General features: G+C 70.6%; 17 protein-coding genes. 13 read left to right on the plus strand and 4 right to left on the minus strand.

Features of this window, described 5'->3' with window-relative positions:
* Positions 1-11 precede the first annotated feature (11 nt).
* On the plus strand, positions 12-1370 hold the full coding sequence (locus tag ACIBUY_RS17970) for a hypothetical protein (RefSeq protein WP_399153015.1): 1359 nt from the start codon (positions 12-14) through the stop codon (positions 1368-1370).
* 25 nt (positions 1371-1395) lie between these two features.
* Here the strand turns inward: ACIBUY_RS17970 and ACIBUY_RS17975 are convergent, their stop codons facing one another.
* On the minus strand, positions 1396-2250 hold the full coding sequence (locus ACIBUY_RS17975; RefSeq protein WP_365569075.1) for a trypsin-like serine protease: 855 nt from the start codon (positions 2248-2250) through the stop codon (positions 1396-1398).
* Between the two features lie 136 nt (positions 2251-2386).
* Between ACIBUY_RS17975 and ACIBUY_RS17980 the strand changes: the two genes are divergently transcribed.
* The 3 genes from ACIBUY_RS17980 (at position 2387) to ACIBUY_RS17990 (ending at position 7025) form a co-directional block, all read left to right on the plus strand.
* Positions 2387-3775, plus strand: coding sequence for a class II fumarate hydratase (locus ACIBUY_RS17980; protein ID WP_399153016.1), 1389 nt, complete (start codon positions 2387-2389; stop codon positions 3773-3775).
* A 74-nt stretch (positions 3776-3849) separates the two neighbouring features.
* Complete coding sequence (locus ACIBUY_RS17985) at positions 3850-4533, plus strand: DUF402 domain-containing protein (protein ID WP_365569081.1); 684 nt, start codon at positions 3850-3852, stop codon at positions 4531-4533.
* Between the two features lie 440 nt (positions 4534-4973).
* The gene (locus tag ACIBUY_RS17990; RefSeq protein ID WP_365569084.1) at positions 4974-7025 is read left to right on the plus strand and encodes a SpoIIE family protein phosphatase; all 2052 of its coding nucleotides are present in this window, start codon (positions 4974-4976) and stop codon (positions 7023-7025) included.
* A 97-nt stretch (positions 7026-7122) separates the two neighbouring features.
* On the opposite strand, the gene ACIBUY_RS17995 is transcribed toward ACIBUY_RS17990, so the two are convergent.
* Positions 7123-9366, minus strand: coding sequence for a transglycosylase domain-containing protein (locus ACIBUY_RS17995; RefSeq protein WP_399153017.1), 2244 nt, complete (start codon positions 9364-9366; stop codon positions 7123-7125).
* Positions 9367-9635: 269 nt separating this feature from the next.
* On the opposite strand from ACIBUY_RS17995, the gene ACIBUY_RS18000 reads away from it, so the two are divergent.
* The 5 genes from ACIBUY_RS18000 to ACIBUY_RS18020 all read left to right on the plus strand — a co-directional run bounded on the left by ACIBUY_RS18000 (position 9636) and on the right by ACIBUY_RS18020 (position 14453).
* Positions 9636-10574: an SPFH domain-containing protein gene (locus ACIBUY_RS18000; RefSeq protein WP_365580060.1), complete on the plus strand. Its 939-nt coding sequence runs from the start codon at positions 9636-9638 to the stop codon at positions 10572-10574.
* Positions 10520-10795, plus strand: a complete 276-nt coding sequence (locus tag ACIBUY_RS18005) for a hypothetical protein (RefSeq protein WP_399153172.1) — start codon at positions 10520-10522, stop codon at positions 10793-10795. The genes ACIBUY_RS18000 and ACIBUY_RS18005 overlap by 55 nt, the downstream gene beginning before the upstream one ends.
* Before the next feature lie 69 nt (positions 10796-10864).
* Positions 10865-11392, plus strand: coding sequence for a PadR family transcriptional regulator (locus tag ACIBUY_RS18010; protein WP_365580065.1), 528 nt, complete (start codon positions 10865-10867; stop codon positions 11390-11392).
* Positions 11389-12075 (plus strand): ABC transporter ATP-binding protein, encoded by a 687-nt coding sequence (locus ACIBUY_RS18015; protein WP_365580068.1) that lies wholly within the window; start codon positions 11389-11391, stop codon positions 12073-12075. Before ACIBUY_RS18010 ends, ACIBUY_RS18015 begins: the two co-directional genes overlap by 4 nt.
* Positions 12072-14453 carry an ABC transporter permease gene (locus tag ACIBUY_RS18020; protein WP_365580070.1) on the plus strand — a complete coding sequence of 794 codons (2382 nt, stop codon included), beginning with the start codon at positions 12072-12074 and terminating at the stop codon, positions 14451-14453. The genes ACIBUY_RS18015 and ACIBUY_RS18020 overlap by 4 nt, the downstream gene beginning before the upstream one ends.
* Positions 14454-14457: 4 nt before the next feature.
* Here ACIBUY_RS18020 and ACIBUY_RS18025 read toward each other — a convergent pair whose 3' ends face one another.
* Positions 14458-15396, minus strand: a complete 939-nt coding sequence (locus ACIBUY_RS18025; RefSeq protein WP_399153018.1) for a hydrogen peroxide-inducible genes activator — start codon at positions 15394-15396, stop codon at positions 14458-14460.
* A 191-nt stretch (positions 15397-15587) separates the two neighbouring features.
* Here ACIBUY_RS18025 and ACIBUY_RS18030 point away from each other — a divergent pair, with 191 nt between their 5' ends.
* From ACIBUY_RS18030 to ACIBUY_RS18045, 4 genes are all read left to right on the plus strand, one after another.
* Positions 15588-15815 carry a DUF5133 domain-containing protein gene (locus ACIBUY_RS18030; RefSeq protein WP_399153019.1) on the plus strand — a complete coding sequence of 76 codons (228 nt, stop codon included), beginning with the start codon at positions 15588-15590 and terminating at the stop codon, positions 15813-15815.
* Positions 15816-15823: 8 nt separating this feature from the next.
* Positions 15824-16225 carry a VOC family protein gene (locus ACIBUY_RS18035; RefSeq protein ID WP_399153020.1) on the plus strand — a complete coding sequence of 134 codons (402 nt, stop codon included), beginning with the start codon at positions 15824-15826 and terminating at the stop codon, positions 16223-16225.
* A gap of 132 nt (positions 16226-16357) precedes the next feature.
* Positions 16358-16927: a peroxiredoxin gene (locus ACIBUY_RS18040; protein WP_365580077.1), complete on the plus strand. Its 570-nt coding sequence runs from the start codon at positions 16358-16360 to the stop codon at positions 16925-16927.
* A 2-nt stretch (positions 16928-16929) separates the two neighbouring features.
* Positions 16930-17460, plus strand: a complete 531-nt coding sequence (locus ACIBUY_RS18045) for an alkyl hydroperoxide reductase (RefSeq protein ID WP_365580080.1) — start codon at positions 16930-16932, stop codon at positions 17458-17460.
* Positions 17461-17573: 113 nt separating this feature from the next.
* Here ACIBUY_RS18045 and ACIBUY_RS18050 read toward each other — a convergent pair whose 3' ends face one another.
* The gene (locus tag ACIBUY_RS18050; RefSeq protein ID WP_399153021.1) at positions 17574-18953 is read right to left on the minus strand and encodes an AI-2E family transporter; all 1380 of its coding nucleotides are present in this window, start codon (positions 18951-18953) and stop codon (positions 17574-17576) included.
* Between the last annotated feature and the right edge of the window lie 74 nt (positions 18954-19027).

A 19027-nucleotide genomic window follows, 5' to 3' on the forward strand; every position in this document is an offset into this window, starting at 1 on the left:
CCATGAAGCCCATGAAGCACATGAGGCACATGAAGCCCGGGAGCAGACGCGCCGTCTGGAGTCGCCGGATCGGCAAGATCAACCTGGCGCTCGTCGCCCTGTTCACCGTCACCACGGTCCTGACCGGGTTCCTCTACTTCGCCGACGGCAACATCCAGGCCGACCACACCGAGCGCTCCGGCTGGGCCCTGCTCCTCCTCAGCATCGTCCTGCTGTGCCTGGCGGTCGCCGCCGCGCTGATCAAGCCGTACCTGTTCACGGCACGGCGCTGCGCCCTGATGGCGACGGCGATGAGCGTCATCTTCGCGCTCGGCATCGGGGCGGTCTGGCAGATCGTGGCCCACGACAAGGCGACGGACACGATCGTCGGGCAGGACGTGGACACGCCGAAGGCCACCGACGCGTACATGAACAAGACGTTCCCGGGGGTGAAGCTGCGCTACATCCCCACCGGCGTCTTCATCCAGGGCGCCAAGTTCACGGAGCCGCAGGAGGTCGAGGTCAGCGGCTATGTGTGGCAGCGGTACTCGAAGGACGTACCGGAGTCGAGCATGGGCGTCGTCTTCCCGGAGGCGCCCGACGGCTACGGGGACTCGCAGACCGAGGCGTACGACACCACGAACACCGACGGCGAACGCCTCAAGGGCTGGCACTTCAACCTGACCCTGCGCCAGCACTTCAACTACTCGAAGTACCCGCTGGACAAGCAGAACATCTGGCTGCGGATGTGGACGGCGGCCACGTTCACCAACGACGTCCTCGTCCCGGACTACGCGTCGTACCCGCCCTGGATGAACGACAGCGCGATCGGTCTCGACGAGGAGATCGTGACGACGGGCTGGAACCCGTACTTCACGGCGTGGAGCTTCAAGCAGCACGGCGTCTCGTCGACGATGGGCGTGCAGGACTTCGACAAGCCCTTCAAGAACGCGCCGGAGCTGTACTTCAACCTCGGCATGGAGCGGAACTGGGCGGGCCCGCTGTTCGGCAAGCTGCTGCAGTCGCTGTTCATCGCCGCGATCATGTTCCTGGCGCTGTTCGTCTACACGAAGGACGACAACAAGAACCCGCGGTTCGGCTTCTCGACCTGGACCGCGATCTCGTTCGCCGTGTCCCTGCTGCTCGTCGTGGTGGTGGACCAGACCCAGATCCGGGAGATCGCGGGCGATACGTCGCTGACGTATCTGGAGTACTTCGCGATCGCCCAGTACATCGTGATCATGGGCATCTTCGCGAACGCCATCCTGCTCGGCTCCGACACCGAGATCCGGGTCCTGGAGTGGAAGGACAACCTGCTGCCGACGCTGCTGTACTGGCCGGTCCTGATCGGGCTGTTCTTCGTGTTCACGCTGCTCGTGTTCGCCGCTTGACCGCCTACCGCCTACCGCCCACCGCCTACCGGAGCGAGGCCGCCTTCTCGTACAGCCCCTTGGCCGTGTCGTTGAACATCGCGCCCCAGGCGACGTCCTCGAACCCGGCCTCCGAGGGGCGCGCGCTGGTCACGCCGACCTGGACGTCGACGCCCTTGCCGTCACGCGCGTACCAGGGGCCGCCGCTGGCGCCGTTGGTCATGCGGCACGGCTTCAGCTGTTCGCCGCCCGGCAGGCGGATGTCGAAGACGGGGGTGGTGGGGCCCGAGCAGTACTGGAGCGTCTCGCCGTCGTACGGCTTGACGTAGGGGTAGCCGAGCGCGGTCTTCTTGCCCGCGACGGGGGCGAAGGCGGCCGGGCGCGCTCCGGTGACGTTCTCGACCGAGCGGCCCTGCTCGTCGGGGCCGAGGGTGACGAAGGAGAAGTCGACCTTGTGGTCCTCGTCCTTCTGCCAGGCCTCGTCGACCTGGACCGCGGTGGCCACGTACGAGCCGTAGGGCTTGGCGCCCTTGTCGTACGCGGGCACGAACAGCAGCTTCTTCATGAAGCCGCCGACCTCCTTGAGGTGGACGCAGTGCCCGGCGGTGGCGATCACGCTGCGGTTGGCGGCCTGGACGACGGCGCCCGTGCAGGTGGCCTTGCGGCCGTCGGTCAGCTCCATGAACAGCCGGCCCACGTTGCGTACGGGCTCGGCGCCGGAGGTCCACGGGACGCCGTCGGGCGGCTCGGGTGCCGCGGAGTCCGCGATGGCCTCGGCCATGCGTTCCTGGGTCCAGAAGGCGCGGACCTCGTCGGGGGACTCGGCGGCGGGGGCGGGAACGGCCCCGGCGGCGGTGGTCGCGGTGAGTGCCAGCGCGACCACGGAGAGTATGGAGATCATGGATCGAACGTAAGGCCAACCCGATGGCCGGGCACCTCGGAAGCGGGTCCCGGAATACCGGAATAGCTGCCCGGTGATCAGTGCTGGCACGGACAGTGCCGGACAGGGCCACGAAGAGACGCGGAGGCGGACGACGATGTCGAACGAGTACCGGATCGAGCACGACTCCATGGGCGAGGTGCGGGTGCCCGCGCACGCCAAGTGGCGGGCGCAGACCCAGCGCGCCGTGGAGAACTTCCCGGTCTCGGGGCAGCGCCTGGAGCGCGCGCACATCGAGGCCCTCGCCCGCATCAAGGGCGCCGCGGCGACGGTGAACGCGGAGCTCGGCGTCCTCGACAAGGACATCGCCGGGGCCATCGCGGCCGCGGCCGCCGAGGTCGCCGAGGGCCGCTGGGACGACGAGTTCCCGGTGGACGTCTTCCAGACGGGCTCCGGCACGTCGTCCAACATGAACACGAACGAGGTCCTGGCCACGCTCGCCACCGAGCGCCTGGGCCGGGACGTGCACCCGAACGACCACGTGAACGCGTCGCAGTCGTCGAACGACGTCTTCCCGTCCTCGATCCACATCGCGGCCACGGCGGCCGTCACCCACGACCTGATCCCGGCCCTGGAGCACCTGGCCGCGTCCTTCGAGCGCAAGGCGGCCGAGTTCGCCGACGTCGTGAAGTCGGGCCGTACGCATCTGATGGACGCGACGCCGGTGACGCTCGGCCAGGAGTTCGGCGGCTACGCGGCGCAGGTGCGCTACGGCGTCGAGCGGCTCACCGCGTCCCTGCCCCGCCTGGCCGAACTCCCCTTGGGCGGCACGGCAGTCGGCACGGGCATCAATACTCCGCCCGGCTTCTCGGCCGCCGTCATCGCCGAGGTGGCGCGGGCCACCGGGCTGCCGCTGACCGAGGCCCGCGACCACTTCGAGGCGCAGGGCGCGCGCGACGGCATCGTGGAGACCAGCGGGCAGCTGCGCACCATCGCGGTCGGCCTGACGAAGATCGCGAACGATCTGCGGTGGGCGGCGTCCGGTCCGCGCACCGGGCTCGCGGAGATCAGCCTGCCCGATCTGCAGCCCGGCTCGTCGATCATGCCGGGCAAGGTGAATCCGGTCATTCCCGAGGCGACCCTGATGGTCGCCGCGCAGGTGATCGGCAACGACGCGACGGTGGCCACGGCCGGCGCGGCGGGCAACTTCGAGCTGAACGTGATGCTGCCGGTGATCGCCAAGAACGTACTGGAATCGATCCGCCTGCTCGCGAACGTCTCGCGCCTGCTCGCCGACCGCACCGTCGACGGCATCACCGCCAACCGCGAGCGGGCCCGCGAGTACGCCGAGTCGTCGCCGTCCGTCGTCACGCCGCTGAACAAGTACATCGGGTACGAGGAGGCCGCCAAGGTCGCCAAGAAGTCGCTCGCGGAGCGCCGGACGATCCGTGAGGTCGTGCTGGAGGGCGGCTATGTGGAGCGCGGCGACCTCACCGTCGAGCAGCTCGACGAAGCGCTGGATGTCCTGCGGATGACGCGCCCGTGACGTGCGATGGCCGAATGACGCAATCGTGGCGCAGGCCACGGCTGCGGTATGCCTCTGGCACCTAATATCTGTGCATGACAGACGACGACCGGATGAGCGAGGGGCGCTGGGCGCCCGGGGAGCGGATCCTGTGGCGCTACCGCGCCAACGCGGGAGATCCCGGTTCCGGGGACATCCACATCTGCCGTCCGGTCACCGTCGTCCAGGACACCGACGAGCTGCTCGCCGTGTGGCTGGCGCCCGGCACCGAGTGCGTGAAGCCGGTGCTCGCCGACGGCACTCCGGTGCACCGCGAGCCGCTGACCACCCGTTACACCAAGCCGCGCACCGTGCAGCGCGACCGCTGGTTCGGCACGGGCGTGCTCAAGCTGGCGCGGCCCGGCGAGCCCTGGTCGGTGTGGCTGTTCTGGGAGCCCGGCTGGGCCTTTCGCAACTGGTACGTGAACCTGGAGGAGCCGCGGGTACGGTGGGCCCGGGGCGTGGACTCCGAGGACCACTTCCTCGACCTGTCGGTGTACGAGGACCGCAGCTGGCGCTGGCACGACGAGGACGAGTTCGCGCAGGCGCTGTCGGTGGGTCTGATGAGCCCGGAGCAGGGTGCGGGCGTGCGGGCCGCGGGGCGCCGGGCGATCGAGGTCATCGAGCGCTGGGGGCACCCGTTCGCGGACGGCTGGCAGCACTGGCGGCCCGATCCCGCGTGGCCCGTCCCGGCACTGCCGAAGGACTGGGACCGTACGCCCGCGCACGTGTCCTCATGAGACCCTTGATGCGCCCCCATGGGGGAACCGTAGGATCGTCCTCCGCAAGTTCGGAGAGGGGCGCACGGAGGCGTACGCGGAGCATCGCGGGCAGCAACTCTTGGCGCACGCGGCAGGTCTGACACGATGTCAACGAGGTCATCGAGGGGCGGCGAGACCGTGAACATGGGTGGAGCGGACAGGACGGATCGGCCCGGACGGGGTCAACGACCGGGCCGCGTCGCGCAGTTGCCGCCGCGACTCGATGGCCGGATGGTGTCGTCGGTGGTCGGGTCCGGTCCGCGCGAAGCGCGAATTCCGTTCCCGGGGCACACATTGCGGGTATCGGATCTCCTGCGGGACGAACTGCGCAGCCCCACCCGAGCACCGGCTGTTCCCCCACTGCCGGCGCACTGGACAGTGCCACGGCGCGCAGCCCCGGACGGACGGATTCGACACGCGTGACGGAGCACTCAGCCTCTTACCAAGGCTCCCACGACGGCCGCCACCACGGCACGGCGGCCCACCCCGCCGATCCCCGCGGGGCCCTCAGGCGTACCCCGCAGGCGTCGGGGTCCCCGGTGGGCGACGGCTTACCGCAGCAGCCGCGGCACGCGGCCGCGGCCTCGGCCGCCGCGGAGGCGTCGGCGTCGGAGCACGCGCAGCCGCACTCCCCCTCGCCCGAGCCGGTGCGTCCCACGGGCGCGCCGGACGGCGGCGAGCGGCGGACCGGGCAGGTGCGCCCGCCGGGGCAGCCCGCGCCGATGCGCCGGGACGGCGACCGGCTGCGCTTCGTCGGCGCGGCGACGCGGCGGATCGCCCGGGGCATCGACCTCGACGAGATCGTGATGGGCCTGTGCCGGGCGACGGTGCCGACGTTCTCGGACGCGATCCTGGTGTACCTGCGCGAGCCGCTGCCCGTCGGTGACGAGCGGCCGACCGGTCCGATGGTGCTGCGCCTGCGCCGCACCGACCGGATTCCCGACGCCGTGGACGACCCGGACACGGAAGGCGGCACCCTGGCCGGGCGCTCCCCCTTGTCCGGTCCCGTCGTGCCGCAGCCCGAACTGGCGCCGGACAGCGCCGAGTTGTGCGAGGTGCGGCCGGGCGGCGCCCTGGCCGAGGTGCTGCGCGGCGTGCGTCCCGTCTTCGCGGACTCCCCCGCCGCGCTCGCCGCGCTGCCCGAACTGCTGGGCGGGGACCGGGCGTTGCCCACCGGGCGCCGGGCGATCCTGGCTCCGCTGCGCGGGCGCCGCCGGGTGATCGGCGCCGCGGTGTTCCTGCGCCGCCCGGACCGGCCCGCGTTCGACGGCGACGACCTGCTGGTAGCCGGGCAGTTGGCGACGCACTCCGCGCTCGGCATCGACAAGGCGGTGCTCTACGGGCGCGAGGCGTACATCGCCGACGAGCTGCAGCGCACCATGCTGCCGGAGACCCTGCCGCGCCCGACGGGCGTCCGGCTTGCCTCCCGCTACCTTCCGGCGGCGGAGACGGCGCGGGTCGGCGGCGACTGGTACGACGCGATCCCGCTGCCGGGCAGCCGGGTCGCCCTGGTCGTCGGCGACGTCATGGGGCACTCCATGACCTCGGCCGCGATCATGGGCCAACTCCGCACCACCGCACAGACGTTGGCCGGGCTCGACCTGCCGCCGCAGGAGGTCTTGCACCACCTCGACGAGCAGGCGCAGCGACTCGGCACGGACCGGATGGCGACGTGCCTGTACGCGGTCTACGACCCGGTCGCGCACCGCATCACCATCGCCAACGCGGGTCATCCGCCGCCGGTCCTGCTCCACCTGGGCGGCCGCGCCGAGGTGCTGCGCGTGCCGCCGGGTGCGCCGATCGGCGTCGGCGGGGTCGACTTCGAGGCGGTCGAGCTGGACGCGCCCGCGGGCGCCACGCTGCTCCTGTACACGGACGGCCTGGTGGAGTCCCGGCTGCGCGACGTGTGGACCGGCATAGAGCAGCTGAGGGAACGTCTCGCCGCGACCGCCCAGTTGACCGGCCCGGACCATCCGCCGCCGCTGGAGGCGCTCTGCGACGAGGTGCTCGACATGCTCGGCCCGGGCGACCGGGACGACGACATCGCGCTGCTCGCCGCCCGCTTCGACGGCATCGCGCCCAGCGACGTCGCGTACTGGTTCCTGGAGCCGGAGGACGCGGCGCCGGGGCGGGCCCGTCGGCTGGCCCGAAGTGCCTTGTCCCGCTGGGGACTCGAGGAGATGACCGACTCGGTCGAACTCCTGGTGAGCGAGGTCGTCACGAACGCGGTGCGCTACGCGTCGCGCCCGGTGACCCTGCGCCTGCTGCGCACCGACGTCCTGCGCTGCGAGGTCGGCGACGACGTCCCGCAGCTCCCGCGCCAGCGCCAGGCCCGCGCCACCGACGAGGGCGGCCGCGGCCTGTTCCTGGTGAACCGCCTCGCGCGGCGGTGGGGGGCGACGCGGCTGAGCACGGGCAAGGTGGTGTGGTTCGAACTGGCCCGGCCGGGCGGCGGCGCGGACGGGCCGTAGGGGCCGTAGAGGGCGTGGGCACGTACCTCCACCACCGGTTACGCGCGAAGGGCGCCCCGAACCTGATCGGTTCGGGGCGCCCTTCGCGCGTGTCCGGCTAGCCGCCGTCGTTGCCGTTGTTGTTGCCGTCACCCGGGTTCTCCGGGATGCCCCACGTCGGTGAGGTCGGATCGGTCGGCGTCGTCGGGGTGTCCGTCGGCTCGTCCGTCGGCGGCCCGGTGGTCGGCGTCTCGGTCGGCGTCGTCGGAGTGGTCGGCGGAGTCGTCGACGGGGTGGTCGGCGGAGTCGTCGACGGAGTGTTGGAAGGCTCGTTCGTCGGGGTCGTCGGCGGCTGGGTGGTGGGCTCGACCGCGGCGCCCATGTCGGTGTCGAGGTCGAACTCGGAGGAGGCGCTGGAGGAGTTGAAGGTGTACTGGGCCCAGATCTGGGCCGGGAAGCTGCCGCCGTCGACGCGCGGCCGGCCACCGGCACCCTTCATCGGGACCTGGTTGCCCGCTTCCGCGGTCTTCAGCGCACCCTCACCGAACAGGCCCACCGAGGTGACCAGGTTCGGCGTGTAGCCCGTGAACCAGGCCGACTTGTTGTCGTCGGACGTGCCGGTCTTGCCCGCCACCTGCTGGCCGTCGCGGGCCGGGTTGTCACTGACCGACGTCTTCGCCGTACCGTCGTCGACCACACCGGTCAGCACCGAGGTGACCGAGTCGGCGACGCCGCGGCTGATGACCTGGTCGCCGATCGCGTCCGGCAGCTCGACCGGCTGGCCGCCCTTGGACACCGACTTCACGATCTTCGGGGTGACCTGCTTGCCGTGGTTGTCGAGGGTCGCGTAGACCCCGGCCATCTCCAGCGGGCTCGCGCCCATCGTGCCGAGCGTCTGCGCGTAGTACGGCTTGAGGTCGGCGTCGTCCATGCCGAGCTTCTTGGCCGTCGCCATGACCTGGTCCATGCCGACGTCCGCGCCCATCTGCGCGAAGACGGAGTTGATGGACTTGTTCATCGCGGTCTGCACGTCGACCGGGCCGTAGCTGCGGTCGTCCTCGTTCGGCGGGGCGAAGCCGACCTTCTTGCCGTCCTCGACGACGGGCCGCTTGTTGGTGCCGTCGTAGATGGTGCTCGCCTCGATCGGCTGATCCCGCTGTGTCTTCGCCCGGTTCTCCAGGGCGGCCGCGAGAATGATCGGCTTGAAGGTGGAGGCAGGCTGGTAGTCGGTGCGCGTGGCGTTGTTGGTCCAGTGCTGGGAGAGTCCCGAACCGCCGTACATGGCAAGGATCTTGCCCGTCTTCGGGTCCACCGAGACCGCGCCCGCCTGGACCCGCGCGTCCGCCTTGCTGGTCTTCGGGTGCAGCTTGTCCGTCAGCTGCTCCTTGACCGACTTCTCCAGCTGCTTCTGCTTCTTGCGGTCGATGTTGAGCGTGATCGTGTAGCCGCCCGCGTCGAACTGCTCGTCGGTCAGGTTCAGGGTCTTCTGCACCTCGGCCTTGGCCGCCTGGTACAGATAGCCCTCCTGGCCCTGGAGCCCGGCGGCCGCCTTCGGCGCCTTCGGCACGGGGAACTTCATGCCCTGCCGCTCGCTCGCGCTCAGCTGGTGCATGTCGACCATGTTGTCGAGGACGTAGTTCCAGCGCGCCTTGGCCATCCGCTTGCCGGTGTCGGAGGCGATCGCCCAGTCGTACTGGTTCGGCGCCTGCAGCAGTGCGGCGAGGTACGCGCCCTGCTCCACGCTCAGGTCCTTGGCGTCGACGCCGTAGTAGGCCTGGGCCGCGGCCTGGATGCCCCAGGAACTGCGGCCGTAGAAGCTGGTGTTGATGTACCCGGCGAGGATGTCGTCCTTGGACATCTTGCGGTCCACCTTCAGCGAGATGACCAGTTCCTTCAGCTTGCGCGTGACGGTCTGGTCCTGCGTCAGGTAGTAGTTCTTCACGTACTGCTGGGTGATCGTCGAACCACCCTGCTTGCCCTTGCCGCTGAGCGTGTTCAGCACACCGCGGGCGGTGCCCTTGAAGTCGATGCCCGTGTCCTTGTAGAAGGACTTGTTCTCGGCGGCCACGAAGGTCTGCTGGACGCCCTTGGGCACGTCGGCCAGGTCCACGATCTCGCGGTTGACCTCGCCGGTGCGGGCCATGGTCGTGCCGTCGCTGTACTTGTAGACGTTGCTCTGCAGCTTGGCGTCGGGGTTGCCCTCGGGCACGTCGATCACCATGTACAGCACCACGAACGCGCCCATGCACAGCAGCACGAACCCGAAGAACGCGCCCAGGAGCTTCTTCCAGGTGAAGAAGCGGCGTATGCCCGACGGCCGCGCCGCGCGCTTGCGCGCCTTTCTCGCATCCGCTCGGCCCATGGCTCCAGGTTCTCCGCTTCTCGATACCAGTCGTTCGTGCTCGTTCGTGCTGAATCAGCTCATGAAGCTAACACCGCCACTTAAGGCAAAACCCTGCCGATCCGGTCATTTCCGGACGTGACAATCAGCACCTGCCCCAGTGGAACCGACGATCCAGGGGTGCCGATGGTTGCCGGGCGGAGTAAAGTGATATCACTTTGCTAGACCGGGTTCCGGCCGCACGGCCACGAACCAGCAGTTCAGAGAAGTCCAGAGGAACGGGGACTGTCATGACCGAGACGGACGCCACACCGGACGTACCGGACGTGCCCGAGATGCCGAAGGCGCACGTACGGGAATTCACAGCACAGAGCATCGGCGGCGGCCTCGCCCTGCTGCTCGGCCTGATCGGGCTCGCCGCCGGGATCGGCATCACCGTGATCGGGGCGACCCTGGGCTCCGGCGCCGCGGGCGGCGTGCTCGCGGTGGTCGGCATCGCCCTGGGGATCGGCTCGCTCTTCGCGATGGGCGGCCTGAACATGGTGGCGCCGGGCGAGGCCCGCGTCGTCCAGCTCTTCGGCCGCTACCGGGGCACGATCCGCGAGGACGGCCTGCGCTGGGTCAACCCGCTGACCTCGCGCACCAAGATCTCGACGCGCGTACGCAACCACGAGACGGCCGTGCTCAAGGTCAACGACGCGTACGGCAATCCGATCGAGCTCGCCGCGGTCGTCGTCTGGAAGGTCGAGGACACGGCGCAGGCCACGTTCGAGGTCGACGACTTCCTCGAGTTCGTCTCCACGCAGACCGAGGCGGCCGTCCGGCACATCGCCATCGAGTACCCCTACGACGCACACGACGAGGGCGGGCTCTCGCTGCGCGGCAACGCCGAGGAGATCACCGAGAAGCTCGCGCTCGAACTGCACGCACGGGTCGAGGCGGCCGGGGTCCAGATCATCGAGTCCCGCTTCACGCACCTCGCGTACGCGCCCGAGATCGCCTCGGCGATGCTGCAGCGGCAGCAGGCCGGTGCCGTGGTCGCGGCCCGGCGCCTCATCGTCGACGGCGCGGTCGGCATGGTCGAGGACGCGCTGGCCCGGATCACCGAGCAGGACTTCGTGGCCCTCGACGAGGAGCGCAAGGCGGCGATGGTCTCGAACCTGCTCGTCGTGCTCTGCGGCGACCGCGCGGCGCAGCCGGTGCTCAACACCGGGACGCTCTACCAGTGACCCCGCGCCCTCGTAAGCAGGTTCTGCTGCGGCTCGACCCGGCCGTGTACGACGCGCTCGCGCGCTGGGCCGGGGACGAGCTGCGCTCCGCGAACGCACAGATCGAGTTCCTGCTGCGCAGGGCCCTCGCCGAGTCGGGCCGGCTGCCCGGCTCGGCGGGGCCGATACCTCGTCGGGGGCGGCCGCCCAAGGCCCCCGACGAGCACGGCGAGCGCCCCTGAGCTGCACGTACTCCGGTTATACACGCGAGGTATACGCACTAGGTATACACGCCGTGTACAGTCCTCTCCATGTCCATCGGCCACACCCTTCTCGGGCTCCTGGAATCCGGGCCCCGCCACGGTTACGACCTGAAGCGCACCTTCGACGAGACCTTCGGGCACGACAAGCCCCTGCACTACGGGCAGGTCTACTCGACCATGTCCCGCCTCCTGAAGAACGGCCTCGTCGAGGTCGACGGGATAGAGGCGGGCGGCGGCCCCGAGCGCAAGCGGTACGCGATCACCGAAGCCGGCATCACGGACGTGCAGCAGTGGCTCGCGACCCCGGAGAAGCCTGAGCCGTACCTGCAGTCGACCCTCTACACGAAGGTCGTCCTCGCGCTGCTCACCGACCGCGACGCGAGCGAGCTCCTCGACACGCAGCGCGCCGAGCACCTGCGCCTGATGCGGATCCTCACCGACCGCAAGCGCAAGGGCGACCTCGCCGACCAGCTGATCTGCGACCACGCCCTGTTCCACCTGGAAGCCGACCTGCGCTGGCTGGAGCTCACCGCCGCGCGCCTCGACAAGCTCGCCGCGGAGGTGCGCCCCTCATGACTCCCGCCGGATCCCTCCTCACCGCCAAGGACCTGCACAAGGCGTACGGGCCGACCCCGGCCCTGGACGGCGCCGCGTTCACCATCCACCCCGGTGAGATCGTCGCCGTGATGGGCCCCTCGGGCTCGGGCAAGTCGACGCTGCTGCACTGCCTGGCCGGGATCGTCACCCCCGACTCGGGCTCGATCACGTACGACGGCCGCGAGCTGACCGCGATGTCGGACGCGGAGCGCAGCGCCCTGCGCCGCACCGAGTTCGGCTTCGTCTTCCAATTCGGCCAGCTGGTACCGGAGTTGACCTGCCTGGAGAACGTGGCGCTGCCGCTGCGGCTCACCGGCGCCAAGCGCAAGGAGGCCGAGCGCCGGGCGGCGTCCTGGCTGGAGCGCCTGGAGATCGACGACCTGGGCGGCAAGCGGCCCGGCGAGATATCGGGCGGTCAGGGTCAACGCGTCGCCGTGGCACGGTCGTTGGTGACCAACCCGCGCGTGCTGTTCGCCGACGAGCCGACCGGCGCCCTCGACTCCCTGAACGGCGAGCGCGTCATGGAGCTGCTGACGGAGGCGGCCCGCTCGACGAACGCGGCCGTCGTCCTCGTCACGCACGAGACCCGGGTCGCGGCCTACTCGGACCGCGAGATCGTCGTACGGGACGGCAAGTCCAGGGACATGGAGTTCACCCGATGACGCTCCTGGACGACCGCGAGCGCGCCGGGCACGCCACGGCACCCGCCGGCTCCCCCGGCCCGTCCGGCTGGCTGCGCGACCTCGGCCTCGGCATCCGGTTCGCCGCGTCCGGCGGCCGCGAGGGCTGGATCCGTACGCTGCTGACCGCGATCGGCGTCGGGCTCGGTGTGGCCCTGCTGCTCGGCGCCGCGTCCGTGCCGTCGTTCCTGCACGAGCGCGACGTGCGCGGCGACGCCCGCCAGCTCGGCGTCGGCACGAGCGGCCAACTCAAGCCGGGCGACCGGACGTTGCTCACCGCCGACGCGTCCTCCGACTTCCGGGACGAGTCCATCGGCGGCCACCTGGTGCGGCCCGAGGGCGCGCACCCGCCGCTGCCGCCCGGCGTCGACAAGCTGCCGGGCCCCGGCGAGATGGTGGTCTCGCCCGCCCTGAAGAAGCTGCTCGACTCCGCCGAGGGCAAGCTCCTCAAGGAGCGCTACGACTACCGCGTCATCGGCACGATCCACGACGCGGGCCTGACCGACCCCTTCGAGCTCTATCTGTACGTGGGCAGCGACGCGCTCAGCGCCGACCGCGGCGCCACGCGCATCGACCACTTCGGGATGACGTACCCGAGCGCGCCGTTGGACCCGATACTGATCGTGCTGATCGTGCTCGCCTGCCTCGTGCTGCTCGTCCCCGTCGGCATCTTCATCGCGACGGCCGTGCGGTTCGGCGGCGAGCGGCGCGACAAGCGGCTCGCCGCGCTGCGCCTGGTCGGCGCGGACGTGCGGATGACGCGGCGGATGGCGGCGGGCGAGGCCCTGTTCGGCACGCTCGTCGGGCTCGTGTTCGGGGTCGGGTTCTTCCTGGCCTCGCGGCAGCTGTTCGCCCACATCGAGATCTGGCGCCTGTCGGCGTTCCCGGCGGACTTCACGCCGGTGCCCGCACTCGCCGTGCTGATCCTGCTGGCCGTGCCGGTGGCCGCCGTCGCGGTCACGGTGTTCGCGCTGCGCTCGGTCGTGATCGAGCCGCTGGGCGTCGTGCGCAGCGGCCGCACCAGGGGCAGGCGCCTGTGGTGGCGGATCCCGGTGCCGGTCGTCGGCGCCCTGCTGCTGCTCGTGTCGGGGTCGTCCGATGCGAACTCGACCCGCGGCGTCGTCCAGATCTCGGCCGGCATCGGGCTCATCCTGATCGGTCTGGTCCTGGTGCTTCCGTGGCTGGTCGAGGCGACGGTGCAGCGCCTGCACGGCGGCAGCGTGCCCTGGCAACTGGCCGTGCGCAGGCTCCAGTTGAGCAGCACGAGCGCCTCTCGCGCGGTCGCCGGGATCACCATCGCGGTGGCGGGCGGCATCGCCCTGCAGATGTTCATGTCCGGCATCAACGACGACTTCACCAAGACGACGGGCGAGGACCCCCACCGGGCCCAGATCGCCGCGAGCGCCGGCTTCTCCAGCGGTGAGCTCGCCGAGCGGATGGTGAAGGAGTTCCAGGCGACCAAGGGCGTCCGTTCGGTGATCGGCACGGTCGACACCTGGGCGAGCCCGGCGGGTGCCAAGCCGGACGCCGACGGGTCGGTGGTCTCGGCGGAGGTCCGCGTCGGCTCCTGCACCTCGCTGCGCGAGATGGCGAACCTGCCGTCCTGCAAGGACGGCGACGTCTTCCGGGTCGTCGGGTCCGACTACGCCCCGGCGGACGAGGAGTTGGCGAAGGGGGCCAAGCCCGGCACCCTGCTCACCCTCGGCGATACGAAGTCGCGGAACTGGCGACTGCCGAAGGGCACCCGCACGGTGCAGTCCCGGCCCGACCCGGGCGGCACCCGCTTCGGCGGCATCCTCGCCACACCGGCCGCGCTCGACGTGCACCGCCTGGAGCACGCCTCGACCTCGGCGCAGATCCAGATCGACGAGAGCGTCCCGGACGCCGCCGACCACGTGCGCAACACCGCGTTCGGGATCGACCCGGCGATGCGGGTGTGGAACTACAGCGCGACCGAGAGCGACAAGGAGTACGCGAGCATCCGCCGGGGCCTGTTCACGGCGGCGGCCCTGACGATGACGCTGATCGCCGCGTCGATGCTGGTGTCCCAGATCGAGCAACTGCGCGACCGCAGGCGGCTGTTGTCGATCCTGGTCGCCTACGGCACGCGGCGGGCGACGCTCGCCTGGTCCGTCCTGTGGCAGACGGCGATCCCGGTCGTCCTCGGCCTGGCACTCGCCATCGGCGGCGGGCTCGGCCTCGGCCGGCTGATGCTCGGCATGGTCGACAGGAAGGTCACCGACTGGCTGGTGTTCCTGCCGCTGGCCGGGGTGGGCGCGGCGGCGATCGTGGTCGTGACCCTGCTCAGCATGCCGCCGCTGTGGCGGCTGATGCGGGCGGATGGGTTGAGGACGGAGTAGAGCCTCAGCCCTGAAGGACCCGAACGGGCAGTCCCTGCAAGGCAGTTCGCAGGGCGGCGGCCAGCTCCTCGTACTCCGCGGAGCGGGCCGCGCCCGTACGCATGGCGAGCGCGACCCGGCGGGTGGGCGCGGGTTCGGCGAAGTACCCGGTGAGCAACTCGCTGCTGCGGCTGGTCTCGACGGCCACCGCGGTCCGCGGCAGCAGCGTCACCCCGAGCCCGCCCGCGACGAGCTGCACCAGCGTGGACAGGCCCGCGGCGGTCGTGGTGACGGGGGCGTCCGCGCGGCCCGCCTCCCGGCAGATGTCCAGGGCCTGGTCGCGCAGGCAGTGCCCCTCGTCGAGGAGCAGCAGATTCAGCTCGCGCAGGGCGTCGCGCGGGATGCCCTCGCGTCCGCCGAGCTTGTGGTCGAGCGGCGTCACGAGCACGAAGTCCTCGTCGAACAACGGGAGTTCGGTGACGCCCGGCACACCGAGCGGCACGGCGAGCAGCAGCAGATCGAGCCGCCCGGCGGCCAGACCCTCGATCAGTGACGAGGTCTGCTCCTCGTGCACCTGCAGATCCAGGTCCGGGTACTTCTCGTGCACGAGCCGCAGCACGGTCGGCAGCAGGTACGGCGCGACCGTCGGGATCACCCCGAGCCGCAGCACCCCGGTGAACGGCGCGCGCACGGTCTCGGCCTCCTCCATGAGCGCCCCGACCTCGTCGAGCACGGCCCGGGCCCGCACCGCGATCCGCTCCCCGGCAGGCGAGAGCAGCACCTTCCTCGTCGTACGCTCCACGAGGCCCACCCCGAGCGTCTCCTCGAGGGCGGACACCGCGCCGGACAGCGCTGGCTGGCTCATCCCGATCGACGCGGCCGCGTCCCGGAAGTGCAGGTGCTCCGCGACCGCGGCGAACGCCCGCAGCTGCGCCAGGCTGGGCTGCCGCTTCCGCGCTCCCACGGGCTTTCCGTTCTGTACGGCCACTGATAGCCACCTCCGATCAACATGGCCGAGTCTAGCCATGTGACCAATCAGTGCCTCCGCGAGTCCACGCCGGACGCGTGCGCGGCGGGGGCGCGGGTACTCGGACGTGCACACCGCCCCACCCCACCCCGCCCCGCCCCGCCCCGCCCCCACCTCAAGGAGAACCCATGCTGATGGCGCACCCGGCCGTGCTGGCCGATCTCGTGGAGCAGTACGACACGCTGCGCATCCTGCACGCGGAGAAGGGTGCGCCGGACGTCCGGCGCAGGATGGACGACGTCGCCTACACCCTCTGCGTCAGCACGGGCACCCGCGACATCGACGCCGCGCTGATCGCGGCCCGGCTCCGGCTTCCCGGCGCCCGCACCGAGGACGACTCCCTGCTGACGTCATAGGAGGAGACATGGGACTGATCACCACGGGCGCGATCGTGCTGGACTGCGCCGACCCGGACGAACTGGCGCGGTTCTACATCGAGTTGCTCGATGCCGAGCGGTGCCCCGACGCCACGGTGAACCGCACCGACATCGAGACCTCCGGCGGGCTGCGCATGGGCTTCCGCCGCGATCTCAACGCCACCCCGGCCAGCTGGCCCCGCCCGGAGGACTCGCTCCAGACCCATCTCGACTTCCTGGCCGACGCCGACGACGTCGACGAGCTCGAGCGGCGCGTGGTGTCCCTGGGCGGTCTGCCGATCGAGGCCTCCGGGCGCGGCGGCCCCAGCGAGGCGCGCCTGTACGCGGACCCGGCCGGCCACACCTTCACCATCCGGGCCTCCCTGCGCCACGGGCCCAAGGTCGACTGAGCCCAAGGTCGACCGAGCCCGAGATCACTGATCGAGTTCTCCTATCGATATTCCGGGAACGATCGATTTCCTCGCATGATCCCCGATGTGGCAGGGTGACTTTCGTCCAACCCAGCACCATCGGAGGCATTTGTGCTTTCTGTCGGAGATCAGTTCCCGGAGTTCGACCTCACCGCCTGCGTCTCGCTCGAGACGGGCAAGGAGTTCGAGCGCATCGACGCGGAGTGGCTGAAGAAGAACCGCGAAGACAAGGGCTGGCTCGTGGTCTTCGCGTGGCCGAAGGACTTCACCTTCGTGTGCCCGACCGAGATCGCGGCCTTCGGCAAGCTGAACGACGAGTTCGCCGACCGCGACACCCAGATCCTCGGCTTCTCCGGCGACTCCGAGTTCGTGCACCACGCCTGGCGCAAGGACCACCCGGACCTGACCGACCTGCCCTTCCCGATGCTCGCCGACTCGAAGCACGAGCTCATGCGTGACCTCGGCATCGAGGGCGAGGACGGCTTCGCCCAGCGCGCCGTCTTCATCGTGGACCCGAACAACGAGATCCAGTTCACGATGGTGACCGCCGGTTCCGTCGGCCGTAACCCCAAGGAGGTCCTGCGGGTCCTCGACGCGCTCCAGACGGACGAGCTCTGCCCGTGCAACTGGAGCAAGGGCGAGGACACCCTGGACCCGGTCAAGCTGCTGGCCGGTGAGTGACCGTGGCCCTCGATGAGCTGAAGTCCGCGATACCGGACTACGCCAAGGACCTGAAGCTCAACCTGGGTTCGGTCATCGGCAACTCGGAGCTCCCCAAGCAGCAGCTGTGGGGCACCGTCCTGGCGTGCGCCATCGCCGCCCGCTCGCCGCGCGTGCTGCGCGAGCTGGCGCCCGAGGCGGAGGCGAACCTGTCGCCGGAGGCGTATCGGGCCGCCAAGTCGGCCGCCGCCATCATGTCGATGAACAACGTCTTCTACCGCACGCGTCACCTGCTCTCGGACGACGAGTACGGGACGATGCGCGCGGGCCTGCGGATGAACGTCATCGGCAACCCCGGTGTCGACAAGGTCGACTTCGAGCTGTGGTCCTTCGCGGTCTCCGCGATCAACGGCTGCGGCATGTGCCTCGACTCGCACGAGCAGGTGCTCCGCAAGGCGGGCGTCGACCGTGACGTCGTCCAGGAGGCGTTCAAGATCGCGTCGGTCGTCCAGGCCGTCGGGGTCACCCTCGACGCCGAGGAGATTCTGGCGTAAGCAAGCAATGAGCTGGGGCCCGTCGCATGTGCGACGGGCCCCAGCTCATTGCATTTAGGGGCGCAGGGCCGTGTCGAAATGCGGCTCCGCCGCGCGGGCGCGCCCAGCCCCCGCTAACGGCCGGACGACGGCTCAACGGGGGCCAGCTCCACGGCTGTCGCGCCGCGAGGCACCGGCGCCTGCTTGATCGCCGCCTCCCGCGACCAGGCCCGCAGATACACCACCACCGTGTTCGTCACGGCGACCAGCGGTACGGCCACCACGGCCCCGCCGATCCCGGACACCATCCCACCCGCGGCCACGGACAGCACCACGGCCAGCGGATGCACCCGCACCGCCCGCCCGAGGATGAACGGCTGCAGGATGTGGCCCTCGATCTGCTGCACCGCGAGGACGACCACGAGCACCATCACGGCGGTGAACACGCCCTGCGTGACGAGCGCGACGACCACCGCGAGCGCGCCCGAGACCACCGCGCCGACCAGCGGGATGAACGCGAACAGGAAGATGAACACGGCCAGCGGCACCGCCATCGGCACCCCGAGGAAGAAGATGCCGAGGCCGATGAAGATGGCGTCGATCAGAGCCACTATCACCGTCCCGCGCACGTACGCCGTCAGCGTCCGCCAGGCCCGCGGCCCCGCGCCCGCGATGCCCGGACGGGCCTGCGCCGGGACGAGCTTGAGCGTCCACTCCCAGATGCGCCGGCCGTCGTAGAGCAGGAACAGCGTCGAGAACATCGTCAGCAGGATGCCGGTCATCGCCTCGACGATGACGGTGACGCCCTCCAGGCCCGCCGACGTGATCGAGTCCGTGTTCGCGCCGATCGCGTCGCGCAGCGACTTGGCGATCTCGTTGATCTGGTTGTCGGTGACGTGGAACGGGCTGTTGAGGAGCCACTTGCGCAGCTCGTCGATGCCGTCCTGGACCTGGTTCGAGAGGTTGTCGATGTTCTCCTGGACCTGCCAGACGACGAACCAGCCGACGAGCCCCATGACGACGAAGCCGAGGATCGCGGTGAGCGCCGTCGCGAGACCCCTCGGGACCCCGTGCCGCCTGAGCCGGGCCACCGTCGGCTGCAGCAGCGCGGTGATGAGCAGGGCCGCGATGAACGCGAACACCACCAGCTGCACGGAGCTGATGACCTTCATCAGGACCCAGACCGTGCCGGCGAGCACCAGCAGGCGCCAGGCCGCCTCGGCGGCGACCCGCAGCCCCCACGGCACGGCGGCGACCGGCTCGGGCCTGGCCCCGACCGCCGGCGCGTAGGCGGGCGGCGCGGGGACCTGCTCCTGCGACGCCTCGGCCAACTCCGGTGCGCGTTCCGCTGCGGATTCCGCGCCGGGTGCGGCGGTTGGGGGTGCGGGCGAGGGGGTGGGCAGGTCGTCGCCCTCCGCCTCGCGCTCGGCCTCGGCACGGCGCTCGTCCAGGCGCTCGCCCACCTTGCTGATTCCGGCGCCGACCCGGCCGAGCCAGCCTGGAACTCGCGACATGATCCGTCCTCTGTAGTCCCCCGCAGGGGGTACCCCCGTGCGCACCGTCCACTCCCCCCGGAGTTTGTCGCACC

Origin of the sequence: Streptomyces sp. NPDC050085, assembly GCF_044460595.1 — a bacterium.
Taxonomy (GTDB): domain Bacteria; phylum Actinomycetota; class Actinomycetes; order Streptomycetales; family Streptomycetaceae; genus Streptomyces.

What these genes read in the sequence shown, in the direction of transcription:
- ACIBUY_RS18010 (WP_365580065.1), top strand. Translation starts at nt 10,865, where the DNA reads ATGTCCATCGGCCACACCCTTCTCGGGCTCCTGGAATCCGGGCCCCGC.
- ACIBUY_RS18050 (WP_399153021.1), bottom strand. Translation starts at nt 18,953, where the DNA reads ATGTCGCGAGTTCCAGGCTGGCTCGGCCGGGTCGGCGCCGGAATCAGC.
- ACIBUY_RS18030 (WP_399153019.1), top strand. Translation starts at nt 15,588, where the DNA reads ATGCTGATGGCGCACCCGGCCGTGCTGGCCGATCTCGTGGAGCAGTAC.
- ACIBUY_RS17975 (WP_365569075.1), bottom strand. Translation starts at nt 2,250, where the DNA reads ATGATCTCCATACTCTCCGTGGTCGCGCTGGCACTCACCGCGACCACC.
- ACIBUY_RS18035 (WP_399153020.1), top strand. Translation starts at nt 15,824, where the DNA reads ATGGGACTGATCACCACGGGCGCGATCGTGCTGGACTGCGCCGACCCG.
- ACIBUY_RS17970 (WP_399153015.1), top strand. Translation starts at nt 12, where the DNA reads ATGAAGCACATGAGGCACATGAAGCCCGGGAGCAGACGCGCCGTCTGG.
- ACIBUY_RS17995 (WP_399153017.1), bottom strand. Translation starts at nt 9,366, where the DNA reads ATGGGCCGAGCGGATGCGAGAAAGGCGCGCAAGCGCGCGGCGCGGCCG.
- ACIBUY_RS18015 (WP_365580068.1), top strand. Translation starts at nt 11,389, where the DNA reads ATGACTCCCGCCGGATCCCTCCTCACCGCCAAGGACCTGCACAAGGCG.
- ACIBUY_RS18020 (WP_365580070.1), top strand. Translation starts at nt 12,072, where the DNA reads ATGACGCTCCTGGACGACCGCGAGCGCGCCGGGCACGCCACGGCACCC.
- ACIBUY_RS17985 (WP_365569081.1), top strand. Translation starts at nt 3,850, where the DNA reads ATGACAGACGACGACCGGATGAGCGAGGGGCGCTGGGCGCCCGGGGAG.
- ACIBUY_RS18000 (WP_365580060.1), top strand. Translation starts at nt 9,636, where the DNA reads ATGACCGAGACGGACGCCACACCGGACGTACCGGACGTGCCCGAGATG.
- ACIBUY_RS17980 (WP_399153016.1), top strand. Translation starts at nt 2,387, where the DNA reads ATGTCGAACGAGTACCGGATCGAGCACGACTCCATGGGCGAGGTGCGG.